Raw genomic sequence first — 15,610 nt, 5'->3', positions numbered from 1 at the left:
CGAAGAAGCTACGCGGCACGGATCAGAACCGGATCAGAGGCGAACCTAAGGCGGACCGGAGTGCTGGAAGTGATCGGCGCGGGATTCGGGCGGACGGGCACGGCCTCGCTGAAGGCCGCCCTGGACCGGCTCGGCCGCGGCCCCTGCTACCACATGTCCACGATCATCGCCGAGCCGCGCCGCGTCCGGCAGTGGCTCGACGTGGGGGAGGGCCGCGCGGCCGACTGGGACGCGCTGTTCGACGGGTTCCGCGCCGCGATCGACTGGCCCGCCGCGTCCTACTGGCGGGAGCTCGCCGCCCACTACCCGGACGCGAAGGTGATCCTGACCGTCCGCGACCCGGAGCGCTGGTACGGCAGCGTCAGCTCGACGATCTTCGCCCGCGCGCTCGCCGAACGCCGGCCGCCGCCGCGGCGGCGGGCCGTCCGGTGGCTGGTGGCGCGGCGGCAGCCGGACTTCGCGCTCTACCCGAGGATGGCCCGCGCGACGGTCTTCGACCGGGTGTTCGGCGGGCGCATCGACGACCGGGAGCACGTCCTCGCCGTGTTCGAGCGGCACATCGCCGAGGTCAAGGAGGCGATCCCGGACGAGCGCCTGCTCGTCTTCGACGTCCGGGACGGCTGGGAGCCGCTGTGCGCATTCCTCGGCGTCCCCGTCCCGGACGAGCCGTTCCCCGAGTCGAACGAGCGCGCCGCCTGGCACCGCAAGCGTCCGCGCAGGCTGGCTCGCCTGATCCTGCGCGGACGCTGAGGCTCACTCCCGCTCGCCGTCCTTCCCGCCGTCCCCGTCGCCCGAGATGTCGGACAGCGCGGGACGCCGGTGCAGCACGAGCAGCCCGATCAGGACGACGACGCCGATGCCGAGCCAGACGAAGCCCAGCTCCTGCGCCGCGACGTCCGCGTTGTAGACGACGTAGCCGAGGATCGCGAACCCGGCGGCGGGCGCGATCAGGTGGCGCCACCAGTCCCGGCTCCCGGACCGGACGACGTAGTGCACGACGACCGACACGTGCAGCACCAGGAACGCCGTCATCGCGCCGAAGTTGACCAGCGAGCTGAGCAGCGTGATGCCGTCGTCGCGCTGCTCCATGTAGAGGCCGAGCGCCAGCGAGACCGCCGCGACGAGCAGCGTCGCGTTGACCGGGACCTGCCGCCTCGGGTCCACCTTGGCGAGGAAGCGGGGGAGCTGCCGGTCCCGCGCCATCGCGTACAGCAGCCGGGACGTCGCGGCCTGCGCGACGAGCGAGTTCGCGAAGCCCCACGCGATCGCCGTGGCCGCCGCCGTCAGCTTGGCGAGCCAGACGCCGCCCGCGACGTCGGCCGCGTCGTAGAACGCGGTGCCCTCCGCGTCGCCGTTCTTGATCAGCCCGTCCGGGTCGGAGACCAGCAGCGACGCCACCCACGTCTGGACGATGAACAGCACGCCGACGAGCAGCAGCGCCGCGACCATGGACCGGCCGATGGCGCGGGCCGACTCGCGGTTCTCCTCCGCGAGCGTCGAGATGCCGTCGAAGCCGAGGAAGCTCAGCACGGCGATCGACACCGCGCCGAACACGAGGCTCCACGAGAACGTCGCGTCGTTGTAGATCGGATGGAACCCGCCGCCGCCGTTGCCCTTGCCCTGGGCCAGCGCCACGACGCCGATCACCAGGAAGACGGCCAGCACGATCAGCTCCGCGACGAGCATGATCCGGTTGATCCGCGCGGTCATCTCGATGCCGAAGTAGTTCACGGCCGTGTTCAGCAGGACGAACGCGACCAGCCAGAGCCACACCGGGACGTCCGGCACGAGCGAGTTCATCGCCACGCTCGCGATCAGGTACAGCAGGCTCGGGACCAGCACGTAGTCGAGCAGGATCATCCAGCCGGACAGGAACCCGACCGGCGCGTTGAGGCCGCGTCCCGCGTAGGTGTAGACGGAGCCCGCCATGGGGAACGCCCGCGACATCTGCGCGTACGACCCGGCGGTGAACAGCATGGCGAGCATCCCGATCGCGTAGGCGAGCGCGACCATCCCGCCCGAGCCCTGGAAGACGCTGCCGAAGATGCCGAACGGCGCGATCGGCACCATGAAGATCAGCCCGTAGACCACCAGGTCGCGGAAGCCGAGCGAACGCCGAAGCTCCTGGGTGTACCCGTAGCGCTCGATGCCCTCGGGCTGCGCTGAATCGACGGCCATTGGCGGTCCTTCCTCCGGCGCGGCCCTGATCGGCCCGCCGGTCCAGCGCGCAGCCTAGAGACATTCCTTTCAAATGGAAAGCTTTAACGAACAACCAGTTCACAGGCGTGCGATGACGGTGAGGTCGAGGCCGTCCGCCCTCGCCAGGAAGCCGTCCGCGGACGGCGGTCCGAGCGGTGCCGCCGACCACGCCCGCCGCACCGCCGGGTCGCCCGAGCCCGCTCCCGCGAGCAGCCGGGCCGCCGCCCGCTGCGCCCTTCGCGGGGTCAGGGCCCCGGCGGCGGCGAGCGCCGCCAGCAGGTGCACGCCGTCGTAGCAGCCCTCCGCGTACGTGTCGAGGACGGGACCGGTGGCGCCGAACGCCGTCCGGTAGCGCTCGGCCAGCGCGAGCCGCCGCTCGTCGCCCTGCCCGGCGAACGACCGCATCACCGAGTACAGCTCCCCGGTGTCGTCGCCGCCGCCCGCGAGCAGGACGTTCTCCTCCAGCGCCCCCGACAGCCGCACCACCCCGGACGCCAGCCGCGACGCCGCGAACACCCGGTTGAACACCGCCAGGTCGCGTCCGACCAGGTTGACCAGGACGGCCTGCGCGCGCGCCAGGGCGAGGGCGTCCACCAGCTCCTCGAAGCCCGCCTCGCCCGCCGCCCAGGGGAAGGGGAGCAGCCGGTCCAGGACGACCGTGCCGCCGAGCGAGCGGACCGTCCGCGCGGCCACCCGGTGCACCGACTGCGGCCAGATGTAGTCGCTGCCGACCAGCGCCCACCGCCGCAGGCGGCGCCGCTCGGCGAGCCGCAGCATCGCGGGCGTGAACTGGCGTCCGGGCGAGTCGCCGAGCAGCACCACGCCGTCGCCGCGCGGGCCGCCCTCGTGCGGGGGCGTGAACACGTAGGGGGCGCGCCCGGCGAGCGCCGCCTCCAGGGCCCGGTGGACGTCGCTCGTGTGGAACCCGACGAACGCGTCGACGAGGCCCGCGTCGACGAGCAGCCGGGCGTCGCCCGCGACCGCGCCGGGCGCGCGTCCGGCGTCCACCGGCACCAGCTCGACGCGCCGGTCCAGCGATGCCGCCGTGTTCACCTCGGTCGCGGCGAGGCAGGCGGCGCTCAGCCCGGACGGCCCCGTCAGCCCGAGCGACCCGGACAGCGGGAGCAGCAGCCCGATCCGCAGCGCCGCCGGGTCCGGTCCGGCGACCAGCAGTTCCATGCTGTCCCTGACGACTGTGCGCACGACCGCCGAACTGTTCATGACCCGGCAAGTATGCTCTGCACGGGGCCTGGACGGCGAGGGAGGAACAGTGGCGGAGCGGCACGAGACGACCCTGGACCGGACGACCGGCGCCGAACTGGCCGAACTGGTCGACCTGCTCACCCGCACGCAGCGCGCCCTGGCCCGCGGCCTCGGCGCCCTCCTCGACGAGGAGGGCATGTCCGTCGAGCAGTGGCGGGTGCTGCGCGCCCTCGCCCACGCCGACGACGTCTCCATGGGCGAGCTCGCGGTCGTCGTCGAAATTCCGCACCCCACGCTGACCCGGCTCGTCGACTCCCTGGTCGACTCCGCCTACCTCTACCGCACCCACTCCGCGCGCGACCGCCGGCGGGTGTCGGTGCACGTCTCCGAACTGGGCCGCGCCAAGCTCACCCGACTGGACGCGCTGGCCCGCGCGCACGAGCGCTCCCTCGCCGAGCGGTACGGGTTCGAGACCGTCCACGACCTGTCGGCCCTGCTCAGCCGCCTGTGGAACGAGCCACAAATCTGAGGCTCCGAGCCGCCCCGCGTCCATTCGGGGACGCGAGGCGGCCGATTTCATTCCTGGAGATCAGCGAACCTGGACGTAGTCGTCCCGGGACGCCTGCTTGTCGAAACGGCTCGTGCCGGGGAAGTAGGCCCGCCACGTCCCGGACGCCTTGGCCTTGAATCCCTTGCGGAAATCACCGCTGGAGTTCGTCTTCGCGGACCCCATGTACGTCCAGGTCTTTCCGCCCGTGGGACGGAAATAGATCCGCATGCTCTTGCCCGAGTAGCCGGTGTACGCCGTGCCGATGTTGTTCACGCGGCGCAGCCGCCCCGACACGTAGAGGGTCTTGCCTTTCCGCACCGGTTCGGGAGCCGCGTTGAAATTCTGGACGACGGTGTCGAACTTCTCGTACCAGTAGTCCTCGCGACTGCCGAGCGCCTTTCCGCTCTTGTCGTAGGCGACGACGCGGATCCGGTATTTGCCGGCGTGGTCGACGGAGCCCGCGCAGCCGACCCCGTAGCCGACCTGGTAACCGGGCAGGACCCGGTTGTACGGGGGCGGGTTGTGACCGTTGGGTGCGATGACGGAGACCTTGGAATAGGCGACCGCGGAGCCTTCGGTGCCCCACGCCCACACGTCCATCGCGCAGGCATTGCTGTACTCGCCCTTGCTGACGGACAGGTGCCTCGGCACCTCGATGCGGAACTTCAACGTCTCGGCGTCGGCGCCGCCACCCACCCCGACCAGCGCGCCCGCGGCGACGGCCAGCGCCGCGGCCCCGGACACGATCCGGTGTTCAATTGTCATGAACCAAGATCATGCCAGCGGAAAGGCCCCCGGGCCTCCCCTTTTCGGGAGTCCGGGGGCCTTCTCGCGCGCTCAGTAGCTCGGCTGGGACGGGTCGATCTGGTTGACCCAGGCGAGGATGCCGCCGCCGACGTGGACGGCGTCGGCGAAGCCCGCGTTCTTGACGACCGCGAGGGCCTCGGCGGAGCGGACGCCCGACTTGCAGTGCAGGACGATCTTCTTGTCCTGCGGCAGCCGCTCCAGCGCCGACCCGTTCAGGAAGTCGCCCTTCGGGATCAGCGTCGCGCCCGGGATCGAGACGATCTCGTACTCGTTGGGCTCGCGGACGTCCACGAGGAAGATGTCGTCGCCGCGGTCCTGCATGCCCTTGAGGTCGATGACGGTGATCGTGGAGTCCTGGGCGGCCTCGGCGGCCTCCTCGGAGACCGCGCCGCAGAACGCCTCGTAGTCCTCAAGGAGCTCGGTCTGCGTCGGGTTCTTGCCGCACAGCGGGCACTCCGGGTCCTTGCGGACCTTGACCGACCGGTACGTCATCTCCAGCGCGTCGTAGATCATCAGACGGCCGACGAGCGGCTCGCCGATCCCGGCGAGGAGCTTGATCGCCTCGTTCACCTGGATGGAGCCGATCGACGCGCAGAGCACGCCGAGCACCCCGCCCTCGGCGCAGGACGGGACCATGCCGGGCGGCGGCGGCTCCGGGTAGAGGCAGCGGTAGCAGGGGCCGTGCTCGGCCCAGAACACCGACGCCTGGCCGTCGAACCGGTAGATCGACCCCCACACGTACGGCTTGCCGAGGAGCACGGCCGCGTCGTTCACCATGTAGCGGGTGGCGAAGTTGTCGGTGCCGTCGAGGATCAGGTCGTAGCCGGAGAAGATGTCCATGATGTTGTCGCGGTCGAGCGCGGTGTTGTGCACGACCACGTCGATCAGCGGGTTGATCTCACGGACGGTCTCGGCCGCCGACTCGACCTTCGGCTTCCCGAGGGACGACTGCCGGTGGATGATCTGCCGCTGCAGGTTGGACTCGTCCACGACGTCGAAGTCGATGACGCCGAGCGTGCCGACTCCGGCCGCGGCGAGGTACAGCAGGGCCGGAGAGCCGAGCCCGCCCGCGCCGACGACCAGGACCTTGGCGTTCTTGAGGCGCTTCTGCCCGGACATGCCCACGTCGGGGATGATCAGGTGCCGCGAGTAGCGGTTGACCTCGTCGCGGGTGAGCTCCGCTGCGGGCTCTACCAGAGGTGGCAACGACACGGTTGACGCTCCTGTGCTGGGCTGTACGAACGGCGGGGCCGGACGGCGGGTGTCACCGTCCTCCCACCCGACAACCTTGCCATGCGCCGCCGCATTCCCGGATGTCGCCCAGGCTGTATCCCCGTGGGAGAGGCCCGCCACGCCCCTGGAACGGGCCCGGACGCCCCCCTCACCGCGATGTCAGGGCGGAATGTCGTGAAGCACAGTTAATCTTGACTGTTGTGGCGTTCCTGCCCCCCTCCGAGCAGCCGCATCCGCCGCGGCCCCCGCAGCAGCCCGGCATGCCCGCCGGTCCGTCCGGCGTGCCCTTCGCCGGGGGCCCGCCGTGGGCGCCGCCCGGTCAGCCCGGTCCGCCCGGTCCGCCGCGTCCGCTCGCTCCGCCGGGTCCGCCGCCGCTGACCGTCCTCGGGCTCCGCGCGCGGCAGTGGATGGTCGTCGCGCTCGTCGTGGGATGCACCTACCTGCTCACCACCGGCGTGTCCCTCACCGCCGCGTGGACGACCCTCAACCGCCGGCCGACCAGCGCCGAGCTGCAGATCGCCGCGAACAAGGAGGTCGCGCGCCGCTGGGAGGCGTGGCCCGCGCGGCGCATCTTCCCCGACCGGATCACCTACCAGCCGATCGCCGGGCACAGCGAGTACGCGACGCGGACGGGCATCGTCCCCGACACGGCCTGCGCGGAGGGCGTGGACGACGAGATCGCGAACACGATCGGCAGGCACGAGTGCCGGGCCGTCCTGCGCGCCACCTACGTCGACCAGCTCCAGGGCATCGTCGTGACCGTGGGCGTCGTCGCGTTCCCCGACCCGTGGAAGGCCGACCGCGCCTACAAGGAGCTGCCCGGCGCGCAGGGCCCGGACGGGTCGGGCGGCGTCAGCCCCGCCCTGCACGCCGCGCCGTTCGCGGGCACCGCGTCCGCGCGGTTCACCGACGACGCCCGCCAGGACAAGACGATCGACCGCGGCGGCCCCTACGTCGTGCTGACGACGTCCGGCCAGGTCGACGGGCGGCCCGCCGCCGCGGTCAAGAAGGAGCGGCCGGGCGAGCCGTTCGCGCTGGCGCCGCAGCTCGGGCACACGATCGCGCGGTCGCTGTCCGCGAAGTCGCTGCCGGACTGCGACGACCCCCTGTGGCGGTGCTGATGCCGTCCCCGAGACGCAGGGTCAGGGCGGCGGCCGCCGTCGGCGCCGTGGCGCTGGCCGGGACGTGGCTCGCGCCCGTCCCCGCGCGCGCCGACGAGGTCCGCGACCGGCAGCGGCCCGTCCTGAACCTGCTCGGCATGAACGCCGCCTGGAAGGTCACCAAGGGCCGGAACGTGACCGTCGCGGTCGTCGACTCCGGCGTGGACGCCCGCCAGGCCGACCTCACCGGGACCGTCATCACCGGCCCGAACATGCTCGCCGAGATCGACGCGGGGACGAGGCCGAAGCGGCTGCACGGCACCGGGATGGCGTCGCTGATCGCCGGGCACGGGCACGGCCCCGGCGGCGGGGCGGGGATGATCGGGATCGCGCCGGAGGCCCGCGTGCTGGCGATCCGCGCGATCGGCGAGCCGGAGGACAAGAGCTACCTCAGCTACCGGACGTCCGACAAGGCCGAGGGCGCGGTCGCGCGCGGCATCCGCTACGCGACCGACCACGGCGCCGACGTGATCAACCTGTCGCTCGGCAAGGACGAGGAGGTCGCCGACGAGCGCGCCGCCATCGGCTACGCCATCGGGCGGGGCGTCGTGGTCGTGTCGGCGGTCGGCAACGACGGCGACGACAAGCGCTCCCTCGACGGGGACGGCTTCGCGCCCTACTCCTACCCGGCGTCCTTCCCCGGCGTGATCGCGGTCGCCGCGACGCGGCCGGGGCACGAGCGCGCGCCGTTCTCCAACCGCAACTACTCGGTGGTCGTGTCGGCGCCGGGGGACGGCCTGCCCGTCGCCGCGCCCGGCGGCGAGTACTTCCTGAGCAGCGGGACGAGCGACTCCAGCGCGATCGTGTCGGGGATCGCCGCGCTGATCCGGGCGAAGCATCCGAAGATGGCCCCGGCGCTGGTCGCGCAGTCGCTGATCCAGAGCGTGAAGAACGCGCCGTCCGGACGCTACGACGCCAACGTCGGGTTCGGCGAGGTGCACGCGGCGCGGGCGCTCGCCGCCGCCGACTCGCTGGCGTCCGCCCAGGGCGGCGGGACCCCGGGCAAGCCCGAGGGACGGCGGTTCGGCGCGGCCGACCCCGGGCCGGTGGAGATCATCGAGCGGCCCGGCTGGGTCCGTCCGCTGATCTTCGGGCTGCTGCTCGGCGGGGTCGGCGGGACGGTCGCGGCGGGCGCGATCGCGCTGGCGTTCCGGCGCCGCCATCCCCGTCCGGCCGACGATCCGCCGTTCGCGGGGCCGGGGGCCGCGCCTTTCCCGGCGCGGCCCGGGGCGCAACCTCCGTATCCGCACCGGTTCGGCCCGCCCGGTCCGCCGGGGCCGCCGCCTCCGCTCGGCCGGCAGGGCCCGCCGCCGCTAGGGTCGTCGTGATGTTCGCGGAGCCCGACGAGTACGCCGAGGCCGTCCTGGACGCGGTGGAGCGGATCCCGCCCGGCCGCGTCCTCGCCTACGGCGACATCGCCGAACTGGTCGGACGCGGCGGTCCGCGCCAGGTCGGGCGGGTGATGTCGCTGTACGGCGGCGGCGTCCCGTGGTGGCGGGTCGTCCGCGCGGACGGCCGCCCGCCGGACGGTCACGAGATCGAGGCGCACGAGCAGTACCGCGTGGAGGGCACGCCCCTGCGCCCGGACGGCCGCCGCGTCGACATGACCCGCGCCCGCTGGGCGGGCGGCACCTAGCCCGTCCGCCCTTCGCGCGTTCCAAGAGAAGGCCGCCGTGTGAGCCCTGTGTGAGCTCCCCTGTGAGCTCGGTGGTTTCTTGGGCGACATGAGTGTGTTGTGGTCAGAACCGCCTCGGTGATCTGTTCCAATGAACTGTTGTGCCGCCCGCTTCCTACCGTCTCGTGCGCCGCGCGGGTCCCGCGCGGGCCGTCCCGCCCGTGCTCGACGACCAGCAGCGGCGGGTGGTCGAGCATGCCGGGGGGCCGATGCTGGTGCTCGCCGGGCCGGGCACCGGGAAGACGACGACGATCGTGGAGGCGGTCGTCGACCGCATCGAGAACCGCGGCGCCGACCCGGAGCGGGTGCTCGTCCTGACGTTCAGCCGCAAGGCGGCGGGCGAGCTGCGCGAGCGGATCACCGGACGCCTCCGCCGGACGACGCGGACGCCCCTCGCGCTCACCTTCCACAGCTACGCCTACGCCCTGCTCCGCCGGGACGCCGTCCTGAACGAGGAGCCCGCGCCGCGCCTGCTGTCCGGGCCGGAGCAACTGCTGGAGGTGCGGAGGCTCCTCGAAGGCGAACTGGCGGACGGCGCGCGCGAATGGCCGGAACGGCTGCGGGCCGCGCTGGCGACGCGCGGTTTCGCCGAGGAATTGCGCGACTTCACCCTGCGCGCGGTCGAGCGCGCCTACGGCGCGGAGGACCTCGCCGCCCTGGGACGCCTGCGCGGCCGTGACGACTGGCCCGCCATCGGCGAATTCATGGACCGGTATGTGAACCGTTTCCTGCTCGACCCGGTCCCCACCTACGACTACGGCGAGCTGATTCACCTCGCCGCCGGAATGCTCACCGACGAAGAGGTCCGGTTCCGCGAGCAGGACGCCTACGACATCGTTTTCGTGGACGAATACCAGGACACCGACCCCGCGCAGGAAGCCCTTCTCCAGCACCTCGCCGGAGCCGGACGCGACCTCGTCGTCGTCGGCGACCCCGACCAGTCCATCTACGGTTTCCGGGGCGCGGACGTGCGGGGCATCCAGGAATTCCCCGACCGTTTCCGCACCCTGGACGGCGACCCCGCGCCCGTCGTGGCGCTACGCACCTGCCGCCGTATGGGCCCGCAGATCCTCGCGGCGTCGCGGCGGATAGCGCGCCGCCTTCCCGCCGGTGCGGCGGGCGCCGCCGAACACCGCGCCCTCCGATCCCCGGACGAATTGGACGACGGCGAAGTGCGCGCCGTCATAGCCGACTCCGAAAGCCAGGAATCGGCGCTCGTCGCCGACGAACTGCGCCGCGCGCATCTGCTCGACGGCGTCCCGTGGTCGCGAATGGCGGTCCTGGTGCGGAGCGCGGTGCGGCAGGTCCCGGTGCTGCGGCGGGCACTGGCCCAGGCGGGTGTGCCGGTGGTCGTGGCGGGCGACGAGGTTCCGCTGATCGGTGAGCCCGCCGTCCGTCCATTCCTGATCCTGCTCAACGCGGCGCTCAAGAAGGGCTTCCTGGACGAGGTCGTCGCCGAGGACCTCCTCACCGGGCCGCTGGGCGGCGCCGACGCGCTCGCCATGCGCCGCCTCAAGCGGGCCCTGCGGGATTCGGAGGAATTGTCGGGCGGGCAGCGTCCGCTCGGGGAACTCCTCGTCGCGGCCGTGAACGACCCGCGCGAACTGGTCCTCGTCCACGAGAGGGTGCGGGCGCCGGCCGAGAAGGTCGCGCACCTCATCGACGTGGCGCGGCGCGGCGTCCACGAGGGCGGCACCGCCGAGGACGTCCTGTGGTCGGTGTGGAAGGAGAGCGGGCAGGCGGACGTCCTGTTGGAGCAGAGCGCCAAGGGCGGGACGCGCGGCGCCGCCGCCGACCGCGACCTCGACGCCGTCGTCGCCCTGTTCGACCACGCCGCCCGGTTCGTCGACCGGCTGCCGCAGGCGGGCGCCGACCTGTTCGTCGACACCATCGCGGCCCAGGAGATCGCCGGGGACACCCTCGCCGAGCAGGCGCCGCAGGGCGAGGCCGTCCGCATCCTCACCGCGCACCGCTCCAAGGGCCTGGAATGGGACGTTGTCATCGTCGCCGGAGTCCAGGAGGGCGTCTGGCCCGACCTGCGGCTGCGCGGCTCGCTCCTCGGCGTCGAGGAGCTGGTCGAGCACGCCGCCGGGGCCGAGCCGGACGGCGACGTCGCGGCGGGCGCGTCCATGGCCGCCAAGATGCTGGACGAGGAACGCCGCCTTTTCTACGTCGCCGTCACCCGAGCCCGGAAACGGCTCGTCGTCACCGCGGTCGGCGGCGACGACACCGAGGAACGCCCGTCGCGGTTCCTGAACGAACTGCTCCCCGGCGCGATCGAGCAGTCCCAGCTGGACGAGAAGACGCGGTGGCTGTCGCTGTCCGCGCTGGTCGCCGACCTGCGCTCGGTCGTGTCCGACCCGGCCCGGCCGGAGCCGCTGCGCCGCGCCGCCGCCGGGCACCTGGCGCGGCTCGCGCGGGCGGGCGTGCGCGGCGCGAAACCGGAGAACTGGTACGCCATCACCGCCCTCTCCGACGCGGGCCCCGCGTTCGCCGAGGACGAGCCGATCACCATCTCCCCGTCCCAGGTCGAGGCGTTCACGACCTGCGGCCTGCGCTGGCTGCTCGCCTCGGCGGTGGGCGCGCAGGACGGCGGCCCCAACGAGTACAGCACGATGGGCAAGGTCGTCCACGCCGTCGCCGAGATGGCGGGCGCGGACGACGGCATCGACGAGGTCCACGTCGCCGAACGGCTCAACGAGATCTGGAACGACCTCGAATTCCGCAGCGCCTGGTATTCCGAGAAGCAACGTGAGCAGGCCACCCGGATGGTGGACAAATTCCTCACCTGGCACCGCGACAACCCCAACGAGGTCGTCGCGCTCGAAGAATCGTTCAAAGTCGACTTGGGCCGTGTCGTCATCAAGGGCCGCATCGACCGTGCCGAGCGCGACGAGCAGGGCCGCGCGGTCATCATCGACATCAAGACGTCGTCTACGGCCGTCCCCAAGGACGACCTGGCCCGGCACCCGCAGCTCGGCGTCTACCAGTACGCGGTCATGCTCGGCGCGTTCGAGCGGCACGGGCTGATCGAGCCCGGCGGGGCGAAGCTCATCCAGCTCGGCAAGGCCGCGTTCGCCGCGAAGGCGCGCGAGCAGGAACAGCCCGCCCCGTCGGAGGACTCCGACCCGGAATGGCCCAAGAAGCTGGTCGAGATCGTCGCGAACGGGATGGCGAGCGATGTTTTCCAGGCGAGGGCGAACGACAAGTGTCGCACCTGTCCCGTACGCTCCTGCTGCCCCGTCCATGACGAGGGCGGGCACGTGGGTGAATAAGCAGGCGAGTAAGCAGGCGAGTGGCTCGGGGGTTGGGTGATCACGCCGGAGGAGCTCGCCCGGTTGCTGGAGATCCCGGAGCCGACGGACGAGCAGGCGCGGGTGATCGAGGCGCCGATGGCCCCGATGGCGGTCATCGCCGGGGCCGGGTCGGGCAAGAGCGAGACGATGGCCGCGCGGGTGGTGTGGCTGGTCGCGAACGGGTTCGTCCGGCCCGAGCGCGTCCTCGGGCTGACCTTCACCCGCAAGGCCGCCGCCGAGCTCGGCGTCCGCGTGCGCAAACGGCTCGACCGGCTCCGCGAGGTGCTGCCCGGCGACGAGCTGGAACGGCTCGGCGGCGAGGCGCTCTTCGACGGCGAGCCGATGGTGTCGACCTACCATTCCTACGCGGCGCGGCTCTTCGGCGACCACGCGCTGCGCGAGGCGCTCGAACCGACGATGCGGCTCATCTCCCCGGCCGTCGCCTGGCAGATCTGCTCGCGCGTCGTCGACTCCTACAACGGGCCCATGGACCAGATCGAATGGCAGCCCGACACCGTCACCAAGGCCGTCATGGAACTGTCCGGAGACCTCTCCGAACATCTGCGGACCGCCGACGACGTCCGCAAGGTCGGCTCCTGGCTGGACGAGCGGTTCGCCGCGCTCAAGAAACCGCTGAAACCGCAGCGCGACATCCTCGCGAAACAGGCCGTCCGCGAGCAGCTCATGCCGCTCATCGAGGCGTACGGGCGCGCCAAGGCCGACCGCGAGGTCATCGACCACGGCGACCAGATGGCCCTCGCGGCGCGGATCGCCTTCAAGCACCCCGAGGTCGGGATGATCGAGCGCTCGCGGTTCTCGGTCGTCCTGCTGGACGAATACCAGGACACGTCGCAGGCGCAGCTCGTCCTGCTCACATCGCTGTTCGCGGGCGGGCACGCGGTGACCGCCGTGGGCGACCCGTGCCAGTCCATTTACGGGTGGCGCGGCGCGAGCGCAGGGAATCTGCTGCGGTTCGCCTACGACTTTCCCTCGCAGCCGGCGGTGGGGGGCGGGCGTCCGACGCCCGCGCCGGTCGTCCAGCTCAGCCGGTCGTTCCGGAACGGCGAGCACATCCTGGAGGCGGCGGCCAAAATCCAGGAGGAACTGCGCGCCGAGACCCGGGCCGTTCCCCGGCTCGTCCCGGGCGCGGGCCGGGAAAAGCGCGGACGCGTCGAATGCGCGTTGTTCGAAACCGTCGAGGACGAGGCCGAACGGATCGCCGCGCGCATCGCCGGGCTCATGGCCGACGGCCCCGGCCTCGCGCCCGACGGCGGATGGTCGGAATCGGAGCTCGCGTATTCCGATATCGCCGTGCTCGCTCGGAAACGGTCGCAGTTCCCGCTCATCCGGCGGGCATTGGAAGGGCGCGGCATTCCGGTCGAGGTCGTCGGGCTCGGCGGGCTGCTCACCGTCCCCGAAGTGCAGGACGTCGTCGCGACCCTGCGCGTCATGCACGACCCGTCGGCGGGGGCGTCGCTCGCCCGGCTCCTCACCGGGCCGCGCTGGCGCCTCGGACCGCGAGACCTCGTCGCCCTCGGACGCCGCGCCCGCGTCCTCGCCCAGGACGCGGCCCGCGACGTCACCCCACCGGAATCCGCCGACCCCCCGGAGCCGGCTCCCGACGTCGCTGAAGACGTCGCCGAAGGCGTCGTCGACGAGGCGCCCGACGATCCGCTCCGGCAGCTCGTCAGCGAGCTGAACCAGGAGACCGGCAGCCTCGTCGACGCGCTCGACGACCTCGGGCCGCCGGACGCCTACTCGCCCGAAGGGTACGGCCGCCTCCGGCGGCTCCGCGACGAACTGCGCGGCCTGCGCGCCCAGGTCGGGTTGCCGCTGCCCGACCTGGTCAACGAGGTCGAACGGGCCCTCGGGCTCGACATCGAGGTCGCCGCGCGGTCCGGGCTCGACCCCGTCACCGCCCGCGCCGACCTCGACGCCTTCATCGACGCCGCCGCCACGTTCGCCGGGGACGCCGAAGACCCCACGCTCGGCGCGTTCCTCGCCTATCTCAAGGCCGCCGAGACGGAGGAATTCGGGCTGGAGGCGGGCCGCGTCGGCGAGACCAACAGCGTCAAACTCCTCACCGTGCACGCGTCCAAAGGGCTGGAATGGCCGGTCGTCGTCGTTCCCGGCCTGTCTTCCGTCCCGCAGAAGAACGGCGCGCCCGCCAAGGGCTCGATATTCCCGTCGCCGCCGCAGAACGCCACCCGCTGGACGGCGAACCCGCGCGTCCTGCCGTTCATGCTGCGCGGCGACCGCGCCGACCTGCCGTCCCTGACCGGCCTGGAGAAGGACGACCTCGCCGCGTTCGACGAGGCGTGCTCCGAACGCGATCTGCGGGAGGAAAGGCGGCTCGCCTATGTCGCCGTCACGCGCGCTTCGAGCCTCCTCATCGCGACCGGATACTGGTGGGGCGCCTCGGGACGTCCGCTCGGGCCCTCGCCATTCCTGGAAGAGGTGCGGTTCGTCTGCATGACGGGCGAAGGCGTCGTCGGGATATGGGCCGACGCGCCCGAGGAAGGCGACGCCAACCCGTTGCTGGACGACCCCGACGAAGCTCAGTGGCCCATCGCCCCGGGCGACCGCGGATGGTCCGACATCGCGGCGCGGGAACGGTATGAGGCCGTGGTCGAGGCCGCCCGCATGGTCGAGGACGAAATGGCCGGGCGGACGCGCCACTGGGCCGGAATCGACGGGCTCTCCGTCACCGACCGCGCCCGGATGACGGCCTGGGCCCGGGACGTCGAACTCCTCCTCGCCGAACGCGACCGAGGACGCGGCGGTGACGGCATGCAGGTCCAATTGCCCGCCCATCTTTCGGTGTCGTCGCTGGTGTCGCTCGCACGCGATCCGGCGGGGCTGGCGCGGCAGATTCGTCGTCCGATGCCGCGCCCGCCCGCGCCGTACGCGCGGCGCGGCACGGCTTTTCACGCCTGGCTGGAGAGCAGATGGGGCCAGCAACGGCTTCTCGATCCCGATGAACTGCCCGGCGCCGCCGACGAGGGCGCCGCCGAGGACGCGCAACTCGCCCATCTCCAGGCCCGGTTCGAGGAGTCGGAATGGGCGTCGCGGGAGCCGCTCGACATCGAGGTGCCGTTCGAGACGGTCATCGGCGACCGGCTGATCCGCGGGCGCATGGACGCCGTCTTCCGGACGGCCGACGGGTACGAGATCGTCGACTGGAAGACCGGGGCGCCGCCCGCCGGGGACGAGGCCCGCTTCGCCGCCGTCCAGTTGGCCGCCTACCGGCTCGCCTGGGCCGAACTGAACGGGGTCGAGGTGGGCCGGGTCAGCGCCGCGTTCCACTACGTCGGGGCCAATGTGACCGTCCGCCCCGCGGATCTCCTGGACGCCGACGGCCTCGCCGCTCTGCTGGACGGCGTGCCCGCCGCCTGATTCCTCCGGGTTTCCGGTGATGAGTCTCACTCACCCCTGTTCACCGTGCGTGGTTTCGGGGATGATCCGGGCAACCGTTCGAGGGAGGCGA

General features: G+C 72.3%; 11 protein-coding genes. 7 read left to right on the top strand and 4 right to left on the bottom strand.

The window, feature by feature from the left end; genetic code table 11:
* Positions 1-60 precede the first annotated feature (60 nt).
* Entirely contained in the window at positions 61-750 is a 690-nt protein-coding gene (locus FXF68_RS14960) for a sulfotransferase family protein (RefSeq protein WP_187437932.1), read from the top strand.
* Between the two features lie 3 nt (positions 751-753).
* Here FXF68_RS14960 and FXF68_RS14955 read toward each other — a convergent pair whose 3' ends face one another.
* Together FXF68_RS14955 and FXF68_RS14950 are read right to left on the bottom strand one after the other, a co-directional pair.
* Entirely contained in the window at positions 754-2,178 is a 1,425-nt protein-coding gene (locus FXF68_RS14955; RefSeq protein WP_148759600.1) for an APC family permease, read from the bottom strand.
* Between the two features lie 99 nt (positions 2,179-2,277).
* Positions 2,278-3,420 (bottom strand): ABC transporter substrate-binding protein, encoded by a 1,143-nt coding sequence (locus tag FXF68_RS14950; protein ID WP_148759599.1) that lies wholly within the window; start codon positions 3,418-3,420, stop codon positions 2,278-2,280.
* Between the two features lie 49 nt (positions 3,421-3,469).
* Between FXF68_RS14950 and FXF68_RS14945 the strand changes: the two genes are divergently transcribed.
* Positions 3,470-3,931, top strand: coding sequence for a MarR family winged helix-turn-helix transcriptional regulator (locus FXF68_RS14945; RefSeq protein WP_222869950.1), 462 nt, complete (start codon positions 3,470-3,472; stop codon positions 3,929-3,931).
* Positions 3,932-3,991: 60 nt separating this feature from the next.
* Here FXF68_RS14945 and FXF68_RS14940 read toward each other — a convergent pair whose 3' ends face one another.
* The gene (locus FXF68_RS14940; RefSeq protein WP_148759597.1) at positions 3,992-4,717 is read right to left on the bottom strand and encodes a hypothetical protein; all 726 of its coding nucleotides are present in this window, start codon (positions 4,715-4,717) and stop codon (positions 3,992-3,994) included.
* A gap of 72 nt (positions 4,718-4,789) precedes the next feature.
* Positions 4,790-5,971: an adenylyltransferase/sulfurtransferase MoeZ gene (gene moeZ / locus FXF68_RS14935; RefSeq protein WP_148759596.1), complete on the bottom strand. Its 1,182-nt coding sequence runs from the start codon at positions 5,969-5,971 to the stop codon at positions 4,790-4,792.
* 221 nt (positions 5,972-6,192) lie between these two features.
* Between moeZ and FXF68_RS14930 the strand changes: the two genes are divergently transcribed.
* The 5 genes from FXF68_RS14930 (at position 6,193) to FXF68_RS14910 (ending at position 15,519) form a co-directional block, all read left to right on the top strand.
* Positions 6,193-7,113 carry a hypothetical protein gene (locus FXF68_RS14930; protein ID WP_187437931.1) on the top strand — a complete coding sequence of 307 codons (921 nt, stop codon included), beginning with the start codon at positions 6,193-6,195 and terminating at the stop codon, positions 7,111-7,113.
* Entirely contained in the window at positions 7,113-8,480 is a 1,368-nt protein-coding gene (locus FXF68_RS14925) for a S8 family peptidase (RefSeq protein ID WP_148759594.1), read from the top strand. The genes FXF68_RS14930 and FXF68_RS14925 overlap by 1 nt, the downstream gene beginning before the upstream one ends.
* Positions 8,480-8,788: an MGMT family protein gene (locus tag FXF68_RS14920; protein WP_148759593.1), complete on the top strand. Its 309-nt coding sequence runs from the start codon at positions 8,480-8,482 to the stop codon at positions 8,786-8,788. The genes FXF68_RS14925 and FXF68_RS14920 overlap by 1 nt, the downstream gene beginning before the upstream one ends.
* Positions 8,789-8,952: 164 nt before the next feature.
* Positions 8,953-12,102: an ATP-dependent helicase gene (locus FXF68_RS14915; protein ID WP_246178702.1), complete on the top strand. Its 3,150-nt coding sequence runs from the start codon at positions 8,953-8,955 to the stop codon at positions 12,100-12,102.
* A 36-nt stretch (positions 12,103-12,138) separates the two neighbouring features.
* On the top strand, positions 12,139-15,519 hold the full coding sequence (locus FXF68_RS14910; protein ID WP_148759591.1) for an ATP-dependent helicase: 3,381 nt from the start codon (positions 12,139-12,141) through the stop codon (positions 15,517-15,519).
* Positions 15,520-15,610 lie beyond the last annotated feature (91 nt).

Origin of the sequence: Actinomadura decatromicini, from assembly GCF_008121305.1 — a bacterium.
In the GTDB taxonomy this organism is placed as follows: Bacteria; Actinomycetota; Actinomycetes; order Streptosporangiales; family Streptosporangiaceae; genus Spirillospora; species Spirillospora syzygii.
Note: the sequence above shows the minus strand (reverse complement) of the source record. Positions and strands in the feature narration are given on the sequence as shown.